15 protein-coding genes are annotated in these 18,119 nt (G+C 70.5%); 6 read left to right on the top strand and 9 right to left on the bottom strand.

Translation table 11 applies throughout. The features are described 5' to 3' along the window. Window positions 1–162: 162 nt before the first annotated feature. Window positions 163–741, top strand: a complete 579-nt coding sequence (locus tag ACBJ32_RS47250) for a TetR/AcrR family transcriptional regulator (protein WP_375132436.1) — start codon at window positions 163–165, stop codon at window positions 739–741. Here ACBJ32_RS47250 and ACBJ32_RS47255 read toward each other — a convergent pair. The 6 genes from ACBJ32_RS47255 to ACBJ32_RS47280 all read right to left on the bottom strand — a co-directional run bounded on the left by ACBJ32_RS47255 (window position 631) and on the right by ACBJ32_RS47280 (window position 4,790). Then, window positions 631–1,560, bottom strand: coding sequence for an MOSC domain-containing protein (locus ACBJ32_RS47255; protein ID WP_375132437.1), 930 nt, complete (start codon window positions 1,558–1,560; stop codon window positions 631–633). The genes ACBJ32_RS47250 and ACBJ32_RS47255 overlap by 111 nt on opposite strands. Window positions 1,561–1,746: 186 nt before the next feature. Then, window positions 1,747–1,875: a hypothetical protein gene (locus tag ACBJ32_RS47260; protein WP_375132438.1), complete on the bottom strand. Its 129-nt coding sequence runs from the start codon at window positions 1,873–1,875 to the stop codon at window positions 1,747–1,749. Then, window positions 1,866–2,198 carry a hypothetical protein gene (locus ACBJ32_RS47265; protein ID WP_375132439.1) on the bottom strand — a complete coding sequence of 111 codons (333 nt, stop codon included), beginning with the start codon at window positions 2,196–2,198 and terminating at the stop codon, window positions 1,866–1,868. The genes ACBJ32_RS47260 and ACBJ32_RS47265 overlap by 10 nt, the downstream gene beginning before the upstream one ends. A gap of 207 nt (window positions 2,199–2,405) precedes the next feature. After that, window positions 2,406–3,161 (bottom strand): hypothetical protein, encoded by a 756-nt coding sequence (locus ACBJ32_RS47270; RefSeq protein WP_375132440.1) that lies wholly within the window; start codon window positions 3,159–3,161, stop codon window positions 2,406–2,408. A gap of 191 nt (window positions 3,162–3,352) precedes the next feature. Beyond that, window positions 3,353–4,234, bottom strand: coding sequence for an NAD(P)-dependent oxidoreductase (locus tag ACBJ32_RS47275; protein ID WP_375132441.1), 882 nt, complete (start codon window positions 4,232–4,234; stop codon window positions 3,353–3,355). 157 nt (window positions 4,235–4,391) lie between these two features. Continuing rightward, a complete protein-coding gene (locus tag ACBJ32_RS47280) occupies window positions 4,392–4,790 on the bottom strand; it encodes a VOC family protein (RefSeq protein WP_375132442.1) in 399 nt (132 codons plus the stop codon). A 92-nt stretch (window positions 4,791–4,882) separates the two neighbouring features. Here ACBJ32_RS47280 and ACBJ32_RS47285 point away from each other — a divergent pair, with 92 nt between their 5' ends. Further along, window positions 4,883–5,872: a helix-turn-helix transcriptional regulator gene (locus ACBJ32_RS47285; protein ID WP_375132443.1), complete on the top strand. Its 990-nt coding sequence runs from the start codon at window positions 4,883–4,885 to the stop codon at window positions 5,870–5,872. A 32-nt stretch (window positions 5,873–5,904) separates the two neighbouring features. Here the strand turns inward: ACBJ32_RS47285 and ACBJ32_RS47290 are convergent, their stop codons facing one another. Beyond that, a complete protein-coding gene (locus tag ACBJ32_RS47290; protein ID WP_375132444.1) occupies window positions 5,905–6,462 on the bottom strand; it encodes a dihydrofolate reductase family protein in 558 nt (185 codons plus the stop codon). Window positions 6,463–6,663: 201 nt separating this feature from the next. Here ACBJ32_RS47290 and ACBJ32_RS47295 point away from each other — a divergent pair, with 201 nt between their 5' ends. Beyond that, entirely contained in the window at window positions 6,664–8,661 is a 1,998-nt protein-coding gene (locus tag ACBJ32_RS47295) for a hypothetical protein (RefSeq protein WP_375132445.1), read from the top strand. A gap of 291 nt (window positions 8,662–8,952) precedes the next feature. Here ACBJ32_RS47295 and ACBJ32_RS47300 read toward each other — a convergent pair whose 3' ends face one another. Then, on the bottom strand, window positions 8,953–9,906 hold the full coding sequence (locus ACBJ32_RS47300) for a LysR family transcriptional regulator (protein WP_375132446.1): 954 nt from the start codon (window positions 9,904–9,906) through the stop codon (window positions 8,953–8,955). Between the two features lie 72 nt (window positions 9,907–9,978). Between ACBJ32_RS47300 and ACBJ32_RS47305 the strand changes: the two genes are divergently transcribed. Both ACBJ32_RS47305 and ACBJ32_RS47310 read left to right on the top strand, forming a co-directional pair. Further along, window positions 9,979–10,917, top strand: a complete 939-nt coding sequence (locus tag ACBJ32_RS47305) for an aminotransferase class IV (RefSeq protein WP_375132447.1) — start codon at window positions 9,979–9,981, stop codon at window positions 10,915–10,917. Then, complete coding sequence (locus tag ACBJ32_RS47310; protein ID WP_375132448.1) at window positions 10,917–11,285, top strand: cupin domain-containing protein; 369 nt, start codon at window positions 10,917–10,919, stop codon at window positions 11,283–11,285. The genes ACBJ32_RS47305 and ACBJ32_RS47310 overlap by 1 nt, the downstream gene beginning before the upstream one ends. Before the next feature lie 78 nt (window positions 11,286–11,363). Here the strand turns inward: ACBJ32_RS47310 and ACBJ32_RS47315 are convergent, their stop codons facing one another. Further along, window positions 11,364–13,874, bottom strand: coding sequence for an FG-GAP-like repeat-containing protein (locus tag ACBJ32_RS47315; RefSeq protein WP_375132449.1), 2,511 nt, complete (start codon window positions 13,872–13,874; stop codon window positions 11,364–11,366). A gap of 284 nt (window positions 13,875–14,158) precedes the next feature. Between ACBJ32_RS47315 and ACBJ32_RS47320 the strand changes: the two genes are divergently transcribed. Next, window positions 14,159–18,094, top strand: coding sequence for a hypothetical protein (locus tag ACBJ32_RS47320; protein ID WP_375132450.1), 3,936 nt, complete (start codon window positions 14,159–14,161; stop codon window positions 18,092–18,094). The last annotated feature ends 25 nt before the right edge of the window (window positions 18,095–18,119 follow it).

Genomic DNA, 18,119 nt, shown 5'->3' on the forward strand with positions numbered 1-18,119 from the left:
CATGAACACCACGTTCCCCGAGCTCACCACCACGAGGCAAGTGGTTTTCCCCCGTCCCGGGCCAGGCCGCCGGCCGAACTCGGCGGCGACCGGCCGCCCCGGCGTGCGAGGGGCCTGTGCCTCGTTGTCAAACGGGACGTTCCGTCTGGATATGGTGATGTCATGAACGCCCGCCGCCGCTCCGACGACCGGACCGAAACGATCATGCAGGTCGCGCTCGACCTGGCGCTGGAGACCGGGTACGCCAAGCTCACCATCGAGGCGGTCGCCGCCCGGGCCGGCGTCGGCAAGGACACCATCTACCGCCGATGGCCCTCCAAGGGCCTGTTGTTCCTCGACGCGGTGCTCGGCTCGCGCACCCAAGCCCTGGAGCATCCCGACACCGGCGACGTCGTGGCTGACCTGCGCCAGGTGATGAGGCGGGCCTGCGACCTGCTGAGCCGGCCGCCATGGGGGCCGCTGTACCCGGACCTGATCGGCGAGGCGCAGCACGATCCCGAGGTCGCCGCCGCACTCAACGAACGCTTCATCCGTCCGCAGGCGGCCGACACCCTGGCCCGTCTCAAGGCCGCCGAGGAGCAGGGGCGGCTCGCCCCCGATGTCGACCTGGACCTGGCCTTCGAGATCCTGTCAGGACCGCTGTACTACAGGCTGCTGATCACCCATGAGCCGCTGACGCACGCCTACATCGACCGGGTGCTCCAGGCGGTCCTCGCCGGCATCGGACCCCTCAGGCAGTGAAACAGCGCACCGCACCTCGTCACCGACCTTCAGCTCGCCGAGGTTCTCGGGAACCAGGCGGATGCCGAACCAGGACGCTCCGTTCCATCGGCGGTGTTTGGCCAGGGTTCTCAGGGGCTCCTTGCCGCGGTCCTGGGTGGCCGGGTCCCAGGTGGTGGTGGCGCAGCGGTCGCACAACTCCGAGACGCGGAAGTCGATCTCGCCGATGCGGACCGACGTCCAGGTGTCCTCCGCGAAGGGTTCCTCGCCGTCGATGATGAAGTTGGGCCGGAAGCGGGCGATGTCGAGGGGCTGCGGGGGGAGTTCCTGGCGTTCCATGGCGCCTTCGGCGATCCAGTCGTCGAGGCGTCTCAGCGAGCTCCGGGAGACCAGGTGGAGTGCGGCGTCCCAGGCGAAGGTGGCGACCTCGCCGGGGAGGCCGCCGGTCTCCTCGGTGACGGTGCGGCGTCGCGGGTCGTCCTGCCAGACGAGGCGGGCCGGCTTGCCGAGCAGGCGGGTGAACCATTCATGGGCGTCGGCGTGGGCGAGGACGGCTCGGCCGAAGTTGGAGAAACCCACGGGGATCGTGTCGCCGGTGGCCGGGGGGACCCTGAGCTCGCCCATGCCCCTCGCTGACAGGAGGAGGTCGCCTTCGGGGGTTTCGGCGGCCGAGACCGAGAGGAGCCGGGGGTGTTCGCCCACCCAGATCAGCTCTCCCAGCGGGTCCACCACGGCCCAGCGGCGGTCGCCTTCCAGACCCCAGGGGAGGATCCGGGCGGAGGAGCGGGAGATGCCTTTGACTGACTTGATGGGATAGGTGCGGATCTCCGCTAGTTCCATTGTGCAAGGATAAGAGAAAGCGCTCTCCGGGGGTATGGGAGCGCAGGTCGCAGCCTCGTTCACAGCGAGCTCCAAGTACCGCCTCCCACGCTCGCGCCCATGCGAAAGGTGAGCGTGGCGCTGACGTGCTGAGCGGCACCGGTCCGGGCCTCGCCCCACGGTGAGGCTGGTCGCAGGATCCCGACATCAGCGGGCGAAGGCGAGGTCGGCGTCGGGGCGTATCTCGGGCAGGCGGGCGTTCGTCACGACCGCCAGCTCGGCCGGATGCCTCCCGCCCGGCCGCCACTGCCCGCCCACCAGGGGGATCAGGGCCACGTTTGGGGTCGGCCCGCTGGTCCAGTCCAAGGGACCCGTTCGCAGGTGTCGGCGACCGCGGGCAGCACCTGGGTGCCGCCCAGGGTGAGCACGATCTGCGCCCGCTCGTGCTCGACGAGCTCGTGCACCGCCCGGCGGGCCACGGCCGGGTCGGAGCGGCTGTCCCGGCCGGCCAGGCGGAGGTCGTGTCGCCGGCCGTCGTTGACGACGTGGGTCACGGCCGGTGCCAGGAGATCCAGGACGAAGGACAGGGGATCACCCAGCCGGGACAACCTGCCGGTGCGGGGGATGACAGCGCCGATGCACAGCTCTCCGATGCTCATCGCCGGGCTTCCTCGCTCGTCGTACCGTGATTGTCCTGTCGCTCCAGGTAATCATCGGGTCGCTGTCGAACGGATCCTGACGCGCCGTCGCCTCGTCCACTTGTCGCAGCCGCTGACACCTCCTGGCCCGGGCGACCTGGATCAATGACGCTCAGCTTCGCAGCCCTGGCGCGGTGAAGCGGCGGCCCGCCGAATCACCTGCGGGCCTCAGGGGCCGCTGTCGCTGGTGACCTTGACGTCGGCGCCGAGGCCGGGTGCCGCCGCCTTGGCCAGCTCGTGGGCGCGGGCCTGTTCGGCGTCCTTCGCGACCACGATGCTCGCACGATCGGGTGTCAGGAAGGCTCGGACGACGGTGTACCGGGCGGCCACCGCCTCGTATGCGGCGATCGCCTCGCTGGGGAGGGTGCCGTTGAAGTCGGTCTCGACGGCGACCCCGGGTCGTGCGCCGAGGCCCGCGCGGATCCTCAGGGACATCACGTCCGACAGGGGCCGGTGCTGCTCGCCGTCGGCGACCACGTCCTTGAACAGCGCCAACGCGTCGGCGGCCGCGGTGAGCTCGATCCGCCAGCGGGTGGCCTCCTTCGTGGACGCGTCGCTGATGTCGCCGGTCAGCATCCGGTCGTCAGCCGTGAGCGACCGCCAGAGTGCCAGGACCTCGTCGGCGCGTTCCTGGTCCGCGACGACGGTGAAGGTGAGGGAGCCCGCCGTGATCCGGCCGGTGGTGGTGCGGTGCTCGGCGACGTACCGCCTGAGATCGTTCGCCAGCCCGGTGACGCGGTCGGCAGGCGTGCCGTCCTTGAGGACGAGAGTGCCGGTCGCCATGCCGGCGAAGGGGAGCGTGTTGTTCTCGGTCGTGTGGATCTTCGTCACGTCCGGCGTTCCGGCCCAGGCTTCGTTGAAGTCCGCGGCGAGGGCGGTGCCCTTGTCGATGGCGCAGCCGCACAACAGGAGCAGGCTCAGCACTGATGCGATGATCAGTTCCGGCCGCGGGAGTCCGTCTCGTCGCAGAATCTCTCCTCGGGAGGGGTGAGCCGGCCGGACCCGTGGTGCCGGCGGCCGACCTTGCGGCGGTGCTCGCTGAGGAGCACCGTAGCAGGAGGCGTCGAGCCGCAGACTCAAGGCCCGGTACGCCGTGCTGATCATGCCCGGCGCGGTTACGCTTCCGGCTTCTTCATCGACTCCACCAGAATCGAGAAGCTGTCCGCGGCGTGGCCGGCGTCCATGCCGCGCCGGAAGAGCTCGACGACCGCGGCCGGAAGCGTGGTGTCGACCCCCGCGTCGGCGTTGGTGTGCAGGACGTGCTCGACGCTGGCCATCCCCATGGCGAGGCGGTCCACGTCGCCGATGTGCCGGCCTGCGTCGATGCGCTCGGCGTAGAAGGAGAAGAATCCCGGCAGCGAGTTCGCGGTCTCCACGGCGTGCGGCAGGATGTCCGCCGCCGTCAGGCCGTTGGCGTCGGCGAGGGTGATGGCCTGCCAGTAGCTCAGCATGGACGTCCAGAACATGACCATGCCGATCTGGTACATGAGCGCGGCGAGCCCGGGGTCTTCTCCTCGGTGGTCGGTCCGCCCCGTGATGACTTCGAGCGCGGGCCGGTGCTGGTCGAAGACCTGACGCGGGCCGCTGTAGAAGGTCGACGATTCGGCCTGGCCGATCCCGGAGGGGGGCACGGTGACGCCGCCGGTCAGCTGGACGGCGCCCCGCTCGGCTACCCAGCGGGCCGCGGCCCGGGCCTTGTCGGGCGTGTCCGAACTGAGGTTCACCAGGATCCGGCCGGCCAGCGCGGCCGCGGCGGGTTCGAGCGTGGCGTACATGGCGTCGTAGTCAGTCAGGCTGAGGATCACCAGCTCATTGGCGGCAAGGGCCTCCTCCACGTTCGGTGCGAGCACCGCCCCGCGCGCGACCAGGGCGTCCGCGCGCGACGGGGTGCGGTTCCAGACGGTGACGTCGTAGCCGCGGTCGAGGAAGGCGCCGACCATGGCCTGTCCCATGGGGCCGAGGCCGATGACGGTGACCGACTGCTTGGTGCCGCTCATGATGCGATCTCCATCCTCACTAAAACGAGCGCTCTATTTAGAGCGTGGTGAGAACGTACCACAGCTCTAGAACGAACGCTCTACTCAATGGCTGGATGTGGTGGCTGCATGCGGAGCGGGGGATCTCAGGACGCCCGCGTGAGCGACTGCGCCGGCGTCAACGTGCGAACTTCTCGATGGCCGCCGGCGTGACGGGGGTGAAGAAGTTGACGAGGTTGCCGTCGGGGTCGCGGAACAGCAGCGACCGGTTGCCCCAGGGCATCGTGGTGGGCTCGTTGACGAAGTCGGTGACGAAACCGGTCAGGTTCCGGTGAACGCGGTCCACGTCGTCGACGAGGAACTCGATGATCACGCTGTGGTTGTCCGCCGGGCGCGCGGAGCCCGGGGCGAACAGCGGGACGGTGCGGGTGCCGGCGATCGCGAGGGTTGCGCCCGCGGTCCTGAGCTCGGCGAAGTCCTCGGTGGCCCACACCGCCCGCACCCCTGTGGCTCGCTCGTAGAACTCGACGAGGCGCGCTACGTCGCCGGCAATGATGCGGATCGAGACGAAGTCCATGGGATCTCCTTGGCTGTGCGGAAGGCGTGCACTCCGCAGGCTAGGAGAAATAGTGGACAGAATCGGTCCTGTATCCGCCTTAGGCTGTGGACATGTCCCGACCCACCGGCCGCGTGCTGACACTCCTGGAGTTGCTGCAGTCGGGCGGCACCCGGACGGTGGCCGAACTCGCCGACCGGCTCGGCGTGGAGGGGCGCACCGTGCGGCGGTACGTGGACCAGCTGATCGACCTTGACGTGCCCGTGGAATCGGTGCGCGGCCGCTACGGCGGGTACCGGCTCGCCCCCGGCTACCGCCTGCCTCCGCTCATGCTCAGCGACGACGAGGCGCTGGCCGTGCTGCTCGGCCTGGTCGCCGGCCGCCGAGCAGGGTTGATGACGGCGGGTCATGCGGCGAGCGAGACGGCATCGGCCAAGATCCGGCGGGTGCTGCCCAAGCACGTCGCCCGCCGGCTCGACACACTCCTGGAATCTCTCGCCTTCACGGATCAGCCCGGTGAGTTCGACACCCCGGACGCCGGGGTCCTGCTCACCATCGCCGACGCGGTACGCCACCGCCGACCGGTCTCGATCAGATACACCGGCCGCGACGGCCGACGCAGCGAACGCACGCTGCACGCGTACGGGATCGTCGCCCACGCGGGCCGGTGGTACGTCACGGGCACGGACCCTGGGATCGGCGAGGCCCGCACCTTCCGGCTCGATCGCATCGCAGACGCGAGGACCCTGCCCGGCTCGTTCGAGGCGCCCGTGGGGCCCGATCCGGCACAGCGCGTGTTGTCAGGTTTTGCCACGGCTGAGTACCGGCACGAGGTGACCTTGCGGATCTACGGGACCGTTGAGCAGATCCGCGCTCACCTTCCCGCCAGTGTCGCGAGCCTGGAGGAGCAGGCGCCCACGGCGGACGAGGGCCGGGCGGCCGAGCGCTGGCTGCGCGTCGAACTACGGGTGGAGCGGCTCGACTGGTTGCCTCCGGCACTCGCCTCACTCGACCGGCCGTTCGTCATCGAGCGCCCCGATGAGCTGCGCGACCTCGTCATCGCGCTCGCCGAACGCCTCGCGTCCCACGCCCGCCAAGCCTGACAGCGAGGAACCGACGTCATGAGCTGGCACATCTAGGAGGCCTTGGCGGGCCGGTAGATGAGGTACAGCACGCCCGTCGAGAACGTCTCGGACTTGATCAGCTCCAGGGGGACGGTGGTGTCCCCCTCGTCGAACAGGCGCTCGCCCTTGCGCACGGCGATGGGGTGCACCAGCAGGTGCAGTTCGTCCAGCAGTCCGGCCTGCAGCAGCTGGCGGACGATCGAGACGGAGCCGCTGATGGCGATCCGGCCGCCTGGCTCGTTCTTCAGCGCGGTCACGGCCTCGACGAGGTCGTCCTGCAGCAGCTCGGAGTTGCGCCAGGTGAACTCCAGGGGTTGACGCGAGACGACGATCTTGCGCGCGTCGCCCAGGGTCTTGGCGTAGCCGGCGTCCTCGCCGCCTTCGGCCTCGATGGCGGGCCAGGCTCCGGCGAAGCTGTCGTAGGTCTTGCGGCCCAGGAGCAGGGTGTCGGCCATCTGGCTGCTCACGGCCGCGCCCATCTCGTCGTTGAAGTAGGGGAAGTGCCACTCCCCGGGCTCGTCGACGACGCCGTCGAGGGAGATGAACAGGCTTGCGGCGATGGTCCTCATGGTGGTGTTCCTTCTGGTCGGGGGCTGTCCGGCCCGGCGGTTCCTCGATGTGCTTGTAGCTTCGCGGAGCCGGCTTACCGAACTCTTAAGGTCTTCCTCCGGCCGCCCTGACGGGTGAAGTGAAGCAACAATGCCTGGGCCTCTGAGGACTTCTGTCTGACAGGCGAGACGGTGACCCCGTAGGGATGGGAGGCTTGAACGGTGCGTACCTGGTTCGAGCCCGAAGAGGCCGAGGAGTTCGAGGCCGCCAAGGACCTGCTGATCCGGCGGTGTGTCACCTGGGCGGAGGAGCGCGGGCATCCGGTCGATGACCTGCTGCTCTCCGCCGCCGTCGATGCGCGGCACGAGAGCCGTGACGGCCGGCTGGCGTACTGGGACGAGGCGGGGATCAGGTTCTTCCTGCTGCGGTACGTGCCGTACAAGGTGACGGCACCCCGGGAGGAGCTCGACCTGGCCCCGGAGGTGCTGCGCACGTACCTGCGCTATCTCGACGTCACGGGCCTCCGAGACCCGCGCGGCGCCACGCTCGCGGAGGCGGAGGAGATCATCGCCGGGGCGCGGGCGGAGTACGCGGCCGCGCTCGACGATCCCACGCTGCGGGGGCTGGCGACGTTCTGGGCGCACACGGCTCTCGACCAGGGCGTCGATCTCACCGTCCCGGGGGCGTTCGAGCGGTTCAAGCGTGATCTCGACGCCGGACGCGTTCCGTACGACGAGCAGGTGCTCGACAAGATCATGCAGAACCGCTTCGTGAACGGCGGCATCGAGGAGGAACGCGCCTTCCCGCAGCCGCCTGTCTCCCTGCCTCCCGCGTCCGAGCTGACGGAGGCCGCCGCGCGCAGCCGGACCGTCCAGCGTCTGATCACCCTGGCCGATTGGGTGGGCAAGGACGGCCGCGCCCTCACCGACGCGGGCAACCTCCGCGTCGCCGACGCCCTGGAGGTGTCGGCCCTGCTGGGCACCGGCGAGGACCGGTTGCGCGTGCGCAGCGCCACCGAACTACCGCAGCTCAACCTGCTGCTCGCCTGGGCCAGGAAGCTGCGCCTGACCCGCACCAGCAAGGGCCGGCTCTTGCGGGTGGCCAAGGCCGCGCCCCTGCTGCGCGACCCGGAGGCGTTGTGGCGGCGCGCGTTCGAGGTGCTGCCGGAGCTGGGCCGGGTGGTCATCGTGCCCGTCGAGACATGGCGGCCCGAGCCCATCATGGCCGAGATCTTCGGCGAGATCCTGCCGGACGTGCTCAACTCCATGTACGGGCTGGACGAGATGCCGGTGGTCCGGCTCGAAGAGACGGTGTGGCTGGCCTGCCAGGAGTACTTCGTTCTCGACCATGAGGAAGAGCGCCTGCTCGATCTCTGGCGCCGCGAGGCCGCCCAGGACCTGGGGCGCATGTTCGAGGTCCTGTCCGACCTCGGGGCCGTGGAGCTCACCCGCGGCCCCGCCGACCCCCTCTACGCCAGCGACCTCGACCACGACGACCAGCCCTTGCCGCCGGACGCGGTCGAACGCCTGCGTACCGCCCTGGCCGAGCCCGACCTCCCGCTGGTCCGCCTCACCCCGCTCGGCGTGCGCGGAGTCCGCGACCGCCTTCTCGCCGAGGGCCGCGACGCTCCGCTCGTCGGCGAGCTGGCCACCGCCCCGCCGGCCGAGCTGCTCGGGGTGCTCGCCCAGCACTATCCGCCGCAGGACGCCGCCGCGGAGCTCCAGGGGTGGCTGGCCCGGCCGGGGCAGGACGTCGAGATGTTGCTGCAGGCCGTGCGGGACTGCCCGTTCCGTACGCGGGTGGCGGCGCTGCTGCGCGTTCTGGCCGACGCCCTTCCCGGGGGGCGGCTGCTGCACGACCTCTGTCACGATCCGGTCCTCGGGCCCGCCGTGTGGACACAGCTCATCGATGCGGGGGAGATGGGGCCCGGGTCGTTGAGCGAGCGGGAGAACCTGCTGATGGGGGCGGAGAACTTCCTGTCGGTGCTGGAGCTCGCGGGGCCTGAGGGGCTTGTCGAGCAGCTCAGGGCGATGGGGGGCGGGAACGCGTACGAGTTCGTGGAGGCGATCCTGGCCTCGGGGCACCCCGATGTCGTGGGGTTGCGGGAGCTGCGCGAGCAGGTGGCCGAGCCGCTCCGCAAGACGGCCCGCCATCCCCTCCGTCTCGTCCCCACCCGGCCGCCGGGAGCCCGAGGCCGCCGGAAGAAGCGCAAACGCTGATCCTGATCCTTGGCCCATGGGTACGGCCGGCCGGTTCGGCCCACTCCGGGTCCGGCTCGAACGTCACCCGCATGGCGCTCCTTCCCCGGCAGGTCCGCCGACCGCCCGCACCGCCGCGATGATCCGCGCCCGATCGTCGTCGCTCAGCGCCCGCGCGTTCTCGCCCAGGGCGGCCCGTCCGCTGCGGGTCAGGCGAACGAGCCGGCCATGCCGGCCATGACGTACGAGTGGAACCGGTCGAGAGTCTGGATCATCACCAACATCGTTGACCTAATCAATGGATACGTTGACTCAGTCAAGTGATACCGGATGGCCCGGTGCCCGTCCAGACCCCTCGGCGGACCGGAGCTGCGCGGCCACCGAGCGCAGCTGCTCGATCATCGCGGTGGCCGCGGGCAGCCGAGGTGCTTGTGCCGGCGTGGCGGTCATCACGGTCCTGGTCAGCGACGGCTCGCTCAGCGGGCGTACGACGAGGTCGGGGGCGGTCGCGGGGAGGGTGAGGAAGGGGGCGAGCGCCACCCCCAGCCCCGCGGCGACCAGCCCTCTGACCGTCATCTGGTCGTCGGTCCTGAAGGCGATGACCGGCTCGAACCCCGCCTGCCGGCATGCCTGGGGCAGGACGTCGACGGTGGATCCCCGGTGCACCCCCTGGATCCACCGCTCGCCGGCCAGATCGGCGAGCCGGACGCGGGCGCGCCCGGCCAGGCGGTGGCCCGGCGGTAGCGCGATGTGCAGCGGGTCGACGAGCAGCGGGCGCACCTCGACGTTCGAAGGAAGCACCAGGGGCACGGCGGGGAACTCGTACACGAGCGCGAGATCCAGTTCGTGCGCGGCGACGGCGGCCACGGCCTCATCGCGGTCGGCCTCGATCAACTCCACCGAGACCCCGGGCCGCTCGCGCAGGAAGGCGCGTACGGCCATGGGCATGAGCGTGGCGTTGGCCGTCGTGAACGACCCGAACCGCAGCCTCCCGCCCTCCCCGGCACAGATCGCGGCCAGCGTGCTCTCGGCGGCACGCAGCTCCGCCATGATCCGCTCGGTGTGGTCCAGGAGCGCTCGGCCGGCCTCGGTCAGCCGCACGCCCCGGGCGTGCCGTTCGAGCAGCCGGGCCCCGGCCTCCCTTTCGAGCACGGAGATCTGCTGCGACAGCGCCGAGGTGGTGTACGACAGCGCGGCGGCGGCACGGGTGAGCGACCCATGGCGGGCCACCTCCCGCAGGACGCGGAGCCTGGCCAGGTCGAGCATGCGGAAACGCTAAACCCTTCGTTAAGAAGCTGTCGATTGTGCTTAACGGACGAACCCTCCCATTCTGGCGGCATGCGATTCGGAACCCCTTACGACGAGGTCTACGCCGAAAGCGCGTTCGTGCCGGAGAAGGAGTCCAGGCTCAGCGTCCTGGCGAACGCGGTCTCGTACGGCACGGGCACCTTCGAAGGCATCAGGGCCTGCTGGAACCCGGATCACCAGGAGCTCTATCTGCTGGAGGCGCGGGCCCACTACGAGCGGATGGCGCGCTCGGCCCGCATACTCGGGCTGGAGCTGCCGTACGGTCCGGATCATCTGGCCCGCCTCACCGCCGAGCTGCTGCGCCGCAACGGCGTGCGCGCCGACGCCTACGTACGTCCCCTTTTGCTGCAGGCGGGCGAGCAGCTGGCCGTCCGGATGCACGACTGCGGCACGCGCCTGTACCTGGCCGCGACGCCCATGCCGGACGACTACATCGACCGGCGCGGCGTGCGCTGCATGGTGAGCGCCTGGCGCAGGACCGGCGACGCCGCGGTGCCCAACCGGGCCAAGGTGATCGGCAGTTACGTCGGGCCCGCGCTGGCCAAGACCGAGGCGGTACGCAACGGCTTCGACGAGGCGATCATGCTGACCGGCGACGGCCACGTGGCCGAGGCCACCACCTCGAACGTGCTGATCAGGACCGGCGAGCGCTGGGCCACCCCGGCCGCCACGGACGACATCCTCGCCGGCATCACGCGCGGGCAGGTCATGCGCCTCCTGCGCGAGCTCACCGGTGCCGTCGTCGAGGAACGGCGCGTGCACCGCTCGGAGCTCTACTCCTGTGACGAGGCCCTGCTGTGCGGGACGGCCGTGCTCGTCGCCCCGGTGATCGAGGTGGACGGCCGGCCCGTCGGCGACGGGCACCAGGGCGAGACGACGCTCGCCGTACAGCGCCTGCTGCAAGCGATCAGCCGCCGTGAGGGTGCTGATCATCCCGAATGGACCACACCCGTGTACGGAGCCGCCTGATGCTGACCACCCTGAACGCCATCCCGCCCACCCTCGTCTGGAAGGACGTCCTGGCCCGCGTGGTCCAGGGTGAGCAGCTCACCCTGGCCGTCGTCGAGCTGCCTCCGGGCGGCCTGGTCCCCGAACACCGCCACGTCAACGAGCAGATCGGCCTGTGCCTGCAGGGCACGCTCACCTTCCGCGTGGGCGAGGAGACCCGCGACCTCGGGCCCGGTGGCTCCTGGCGCATCCTCGCGAACGTTCCCCATGAGGTCCAGGCAGGGCCGGAGGGGGCGGTCGTGGTGGAGGCGTTCGCCCCGGTACGGGATGACTGGGCCGGGCTCGAGCAGGCGGCCCCGGTCACGCCGCGCTGGCCCTCTCCGTCCTGAAGCCAGACGATGTGGCTGCTTCAGGATCCACAGATCGGTGGGCTGGACGCCGACGTCCAGCCCACCGGATCGCGCATGTCAGCCGATGGCGTTGATCGTCCAGTTGATCCCGATCCGGGAGCGGGTGCCGAAGCGACCGTTGCCAGTGCCGGGATAGACCCACAGATTGCCGCTGCCGTCGTGGGCGACCAGGTCCGTCTTGCCGTCACCGCTCAGATCCATGGCCGCGACCTTGTACGCGCTCCAGCCGGTGCCGGATGGGGTACGGCCGGCGAGAGTGACACCGTTCTGGCTCGTGTTGGCGTAGAACCAGAGCTCGCCCGAGGTGTCGATCGCCATGACATCGGCGCGGTTGTCGCCGCTGAAATCGGCGGGGAAGATGCGGAAGCCGGTCCAGCCGCTGTTGCCGATCGCCGTCTTGCCGCCCCCGTCGGGGTAGTAGTACAGCGCGCCGTTGCCGTTGTTGATGCCGAACAGATCGGCGTGCGGCGTGTCGTTGGCGTTGCCCGCGGCGTGGACGTAGTCGGCCCAGCCGGTGCCGATCTGCTTCCTGGCGCCGGAGACCAGTTGTCCGCTCCGGTTGGGATACATCCACAGGATGCCGTCGGAGCCCTTCATGACGACGTCGGCCAGGCCGTCGGCGTCCCAGTCGGTGACGATCCATTTCAGGGAGCCCCACCCGCTGCCGATCTTGACCCGGTTGGCGCCGTTGACGGTGGTCAGTCCAGAGCCGCCCTGGTTCGGATACATCCACAGGTCACCGGCTCCGTCGGTGATGACGACGTCGTTGCGGCCGTCCCCGTCGAAGTCGTGATTGTTCGGCGTGGGCGTGAGCGAGAGCCGGTTCCAGGTCTGGAGAGTGGACAGGACGCCCTTGAAGTGGCCGCCGAGGCTCGCGGCGCCGGTCTTGTGCGCGCCTGCGCGCAGCGCGCCGGCGGCTTTCCACTTCGCCGTGTGCCTGACGCTGGCGACGTTCCGTCCGTTGACCCAGAGGATCACGACGCCGGTGGCGGCCTTGTAGGTCACGGCGACCTGTGACCAGACACCTGCCGGAGCGCTGCCCGCGGGGGCGGTGGCGGTGTCCCAGACGGGGCTGGCCACGTCGGACCGGCTCATGGCGAAGCGCCAGGATCCGTTCTCGGCCCAGAGTTTGAAGCCGGCGGTGTTGACGCCGTCCTGGGACAGAACGGTGCCGCCGGCGGAGGCGGGCCCGTCCCAGGTGCCCAGGGTGGGTTTGGCCCAGGCGCTGAGGCTGAAGTCGGCGTCGGTGACGACGGCGGGGCCGCCGGCCGAAAGGGTCCCGGTGGTGCCGTCGAGTTCGACGGCCGGGCTGAAGGTGTCGCCGGTCTTCCAGGTCGCGCCGGCGGTGGCGGTCAGGGGGAGGCCGGTTCCGGTGAAGGCGCTGTCGGCGCCGGCGCTGACGGCGGTGCCAGGGGCGGCTGCGGGGGGCAGGTCGGCCAGGGACCAGGTGTGGTCGGCCGTGCTGGCGGTGATGGCGTTGACCCAGGTCGCGAGATCGTCAGCGCGGGCGGCGGTGAGGGCGCTGCCGTTCCCGGCGGTGTCGGGGCATCCGGCCTGACCTGCCTGACTGAGCACGGCGGCGAGCTTGCCGCCGTTGAGCACGGGCGCCCCGGCCATCCCGCTGCACACGAGCGGGCCGGTCGCGGCGGTCAGCGTCGTGGGGGTGGCGGCGGTGAAGGTGATCTGCGCGCTCTGCTGCCGGTCGGTGGTCCAGTCGGCGGCCGTCATGGCGGCGCGGCTGTGGCCGACGGCGGACAGCTCGACACCGGTGGGAGCGGCGGCGGCCAGCGGGATCGGGGTGATCCCTTCGATCGGGGCGGCCAGCCGGGCGAGGACCACGTCGCGGCCCTGACGCGGGCTCAGCCAGTCGACCCTGGTGGCGGCCTTTCCGGGGAGCGCGACATGGGTCGCGCCGGCTGGCGGGCCCTCGGCCAGCTGGGGCTGGTTCGGATCGGTGGCCAGGCAGCTCGCGGCGCCGAGCACCCAGCGGGGCGCGACCAGCGTCGCGGTGCACTCGCGGCCGGCGGTGGCGAGCTTGCCGACCGCCGCGTGCTCGCCGGTGCCCGGTGCGGGGCCGGTGCCGGCACGCAGTTGCAGCAGCATGGTCGGCGACGCCTCCGGGTCCGCGCCCAGGCCCACTTGAGTGCTGCCGTCCGGATCCACGTCGACGGTGAGCTGCTCGCCGTCGTCGCTGCGCAGCTGCGCGGTCACCTGGTGACCGGTGCCTTCGCGCTGGCCGTCGCCGCGGATCTCGAACACGCCAGGAACTTCGAGGTTCAGCACGCCGGCAGATGCGGTGACCTTGAAGCAGACCCGGCCGATCCCGTCAGAGCCGATGGCCTCGTCGGTGGTCCAGATCTTCAGCAGGCCGATGTCACCCTGCGCCGGCGTGGCGCAGTCGGCCAGCAGGATGTGGCCGTCGCCGGAGATCAGCCTGACGTTCTGAGCCGCCAGGATCTCCGCCGCGCCGGGGTAGGGGTGGACGCCGTTGTCCACCAGCGACGGAGGCGAGATCGCGGATGCGCCGGCCGGCGCCGGCCCGACAGCTACGGATAAGGACGCTGCCATCGCTGCGACGACACCCAGCGTCGCCCAGCGTGGTGGAGAATTCATGATCACAAACCTCCGGTGACTCCCCCGACCCGGCCAATCCGCGGGTACGAGACGAGGCTAGAGACGCCCGGTATGTAGGCGGTATATCCGCTCATCTCCGGGATTGCCGGGCATTCGAGCGTCGTGTGACACTCCGCAGTGCTGAATGGACGGTGATCGGTTGCGCCTCTTCAGCGCTCCCATGTGTGCGAAGGCTCGAGCGGTGACGGAGGCTGAACGTGCGTGCGTGGATACCGGTCATGAAGGGACGAACGCGCCCTGGTGCGGTGCGCCGGCAGGCGACGATCGCGATACTCGTGGCCCTGACCCTGCTGGCCAACCTGCTCCGGGTGACGCCGGCACATGCCGAGCAGCCGGTCGCCGTTGATCGCTCCCACGTGGTGGCGGCCTGGCAGGGGGGCGGCCCGCAGGTCCGATCAGCGGCTGAGACGGCGCTGCTGGGTACGGACGAGCAGGTCCGCGCGTTCCTGGCCGAAGGATGGCGCCAGGCCCAGCGCCTCGACGAGCGGGACAATCTCGTGAGCGTCATCAGCAACGGCGGTCCCGCGCTACGCGCGAAGGCTCAGGCCGCCCTGGACGCCGACGCGGCAGGTGACCAGAACGCGATCACCACGTTCCTGGAGAGCGGATGGCAGGGCCCGTCGGACATCGACGCGCGGGTGTCGGTGAACCAGCTGATGAGCGCCGGCGGCGAACAGGTCAAGCAGGCGGCGCAGGCCGTACTGGACTCCGGAGACACTCAGGCGCTGCGGAAGTTCCTGGAGTCCGGCTGGCAGACGCAGTGGAACACCGACCAGCGGCTGCGGATCAACCAGGCCATCGCCACCGGTGGCCCGAACGTCCGCGCCGCGGGCCAGAAGGCGCTGGACGCGGGTACGCCGGAAGCGCTGGAGGCGTTCCTCACCTATGGCTGGGCGGTGGCGTCGGCGCGGGACGACGAGACCGCGACGCTGGAGGATCTGCTCGGCCAGGCGGAGGCGGCCGGTGCGCTGGCGGCGCAGGAGACCGCCAACGCCACCGGCGAGGCCGACCGCGCCGAGGACGCCGCGGCCGCGGCGCGCCGGTCCGCGGCGGAGGCCGCCGAGGCGACCGAGGCCGCGCGCGACAACATGGCCGAAGCGAAGGCGCAGGCCCAGCGGGCGGCCAGGGCGGCGCAGAAGGCGGCCGAGGCGGCGCAGGTGGCCGTCGAGGCGGCAGCGGCGGCGAACCGGGCGGCTCGTGCCGCCGCCACCGCGGCGGCACGAGCGGCGCAGCTGGCGTCGAAGGCCAATCAGAAGGCCGCCGTGGCTTATCGGGCGGCAGCCGAGGCGTCCGTGGATGCCAACAGGGCGGATGTCGCACGACAGGCGGCGCAGGAAGCCAACGCGATCGCCCAGCAGACGCGGGAGTTCGCCACCCAGGCGGAAGCGGCGGGCAGGGCGCTGGCCAACGGCCAGAAGGCGATCGAATCGGCCACGTCCGCGGCCGAGCACGCTCTGGCGGCAGCGGCCGCCAACGACGCGGCGGTCCGGTACGCCAACGCGGCCGGCGCGGAGGCCCATGAAGCGGTCGCCGCGGCGGCGAGGGCGCGGGCCAACGCCGAGCGGGCCGTCCGGGCGGCACGGGCGGCCGAGGACTATCTCGAGGTAGCCATCGACGCCGCGGACAAGGCGGCAAAGGCCGCCAACCGGGCAGCAGCCAACGCCGAGGCCGCGGCAATCGCAGCCCTTGACGCCGCGGAGCACGCCGGCGAGGCCGCAGAGGCGGCGGAACGGGCCACCGGCCACGCCAACGCCGCCGTCGCGGCCGCGGAGGAGGCACTGAACACCGCAACCCAGGCAGCCGCGGTGTACGAGGCGGCGCGCACCGCCGACGCCGAGCGCCTGGCGGTGGCCCGGGACGAGGGGCTGGAGATCGCCCGGGCCGCCAACGCCGAGTACGAGGCGCAGCAACGCGTCGCCGACTGGGACCTCGACCAAGCCGCCAAACGCGACGCGGAAACCAACAGGCTCATCGCCGTGGCGCTGGACCCGGCCACCGAGCGTGCCGCCGCGGTGACGGCGGCCCGCAAGGCCGCGCTCAACCTGGCCGACGGCCAGGGTGCCTGGACCAAACAGGCGGCGCTGGCCGCGCTGGGCGGCGCCGACGATCTGGTGCTGGAGTTCGTCCGCACCGGCGTCCCCAGCGCCGTCGCACAGGACAACCGCCTCGCGGTGATGAACCTGGCGGTGACCGAGAACGCCGCCCTGGCCACAGCGGCCAAGAACGCGCTGGCCGGCAGTGACCAGACGGTCGCCACCTTCTTGCGTACGCAGAACTATTCCGGCCGTTACGCCGCAGATCGGCTGAAGGTCAACCAGATCCTGACCGCAGCCAAGGCGGCCGGCGACGTCGTGCTGGCGCAGCGGGCCCAGCAGGCCCTCGACACCGACACGCTGCAGGCGCTGCGGGACTTCCTGGACACCGGCCAGTACACCGCGGCGGTCATCGGCGAGCGGGTGCTGGTCAACCAGATCCTGGCCAGCCCGGACAGCGGGCCGGAGGTGAAGGCGGCCGCGCAGATCGCCTTGGACGGACCCGCTCCAGGACTGCGGCAGTTCCTCAGCACCGGCCGGTTCACCGCGGCCGAGCGGGATCACGAAAGCGCGATCCACCTCGCTACGGTCGCCGGTCTGCTCAAGAAGATCAGCCAGGCCGCCGAGACGGCCATGCAGAACGCGCTGGAAGCGCAGAGCGTGGCCGCCCGCGCCCGCGACAAGGCCGCGGAGGCCGCATTCTACGCCCAGCAGGCGATCGACTCGGCGAAACGGGCCGCCGACCATGCCCAGCAGGCCAGCGCCTACGCCGAACAAGCCGCCGGATCGGTGAGCAAGGCCGCGGCCGCGGTCAAGACCGCCCGTGAGGCGGCCACCAAGGCCAACACCTCGGCTCGCAGCGCCATCCGGTCGGCCACCTGGGCGATCGCCTCCTACGAGATCGCCGTCGACGCCGCCAACAGGGCCACCGCAGCGGCCCGCAGCGCCTACAGGTCAGCCAATGAGGCCGGCGCCGACGCCGAGGCGGCTGTCGCAGCGGCCAATGAGGCCTACGAGGCTTACGAATCTGCCGTCGGCGCGGAAATCGCCAAATGCGGTCACGAGTACACCAGGGACGATTACGCCAAGCTGGAGGATCTGTACGGGTTAGAAGAGGGCGGATTCTACGACAACTGCATCGAGAACGTCATCGGAAACCCGGAGGACCTCGCCACACGGGCCTACACCAACTCCGCCTTCTGCAACATATATCCGCAAGACAGCCAGTCTTATCAGAACTGCGTCAACTCCGTCTTGGACCCCGCGTTCGAGGGAATGCAGCGATACGTTCTCACGTTCCAGGCGCTCAAGTACGGCTACACCATGTTCGCTACGGGGTGGGCTCCTGCCACTGTCGGCTGTAGTTTCACCCGGGTCTGCGGAGCGGTGCTCACCGTTGTCGAGGTCGGCCTTGAGTTCTACCGCCTCCTCAATGGTGACCAATCGCTCGGCAAGACGCTGCTCAACATTGGCACGATAGTTCTCGAAGAGCTGGTCGCCGCCGGGATCGGCAAGCTGGTCAGCGCCGGCTTCCGGGCTCTCAAGAACGCCTACACGGCTGCCAGAACGGGCTCGGAAGCTCTCTCCGAGATCCGGATAGGCCTGCTCAGGAGCAAGGAACAACTGGTCCTCTCGCACGTCCGGGCGATGGAGGCCAGCCTGCATTGGGCCGGCAACTACACCACTCCCAGCGGCACCGCCTTCTTCTGGTCCGGCCGCACCGAGACGAGAGCAGATGTATACGTGTACGCCGGACCTGACGAAGCCGCCAGAATCGCGAGGGAGAGGAACGGCACCACGCTCGAGATCCTCATGGACGGTCGCGGAATTCCCCAGGCGACCTGGGGTAGCAAAGATATGGACTGGGACCCCGCGGAGGTGCCGTGGGACGCCATCAAGGACCAGGTGGACGCCGTGTGGAAGCGGGTGTCGCGCGCCTATGCCCGGAATTCCTCCGGCGAGGTCCGAGTGGTTCTCGGAGAAAGCGTGCTCCCGGGGAGCGTCTGGAAGACCGTGGAATGTTTCGAGCTGCTGCTCAACCCCAGAGTCACCAAGATCGTCGTCATCGACCCGGTCACCAAGAAGGACCAGCGGGTCATCTCGGACCGCTCCCAGTGCTAGCCGGACAAGCGTCGTTCACGTGCCA

Origin of the sequence: Nonomuraea sp. GTA35, assembly GCF_041950525.1 — a bacterium.
Lineage (GTDB): Bacteria > Actinomycetota > Actinomycetes > Streptosporangiales > Streptosporangiaceae > Nonomuraea.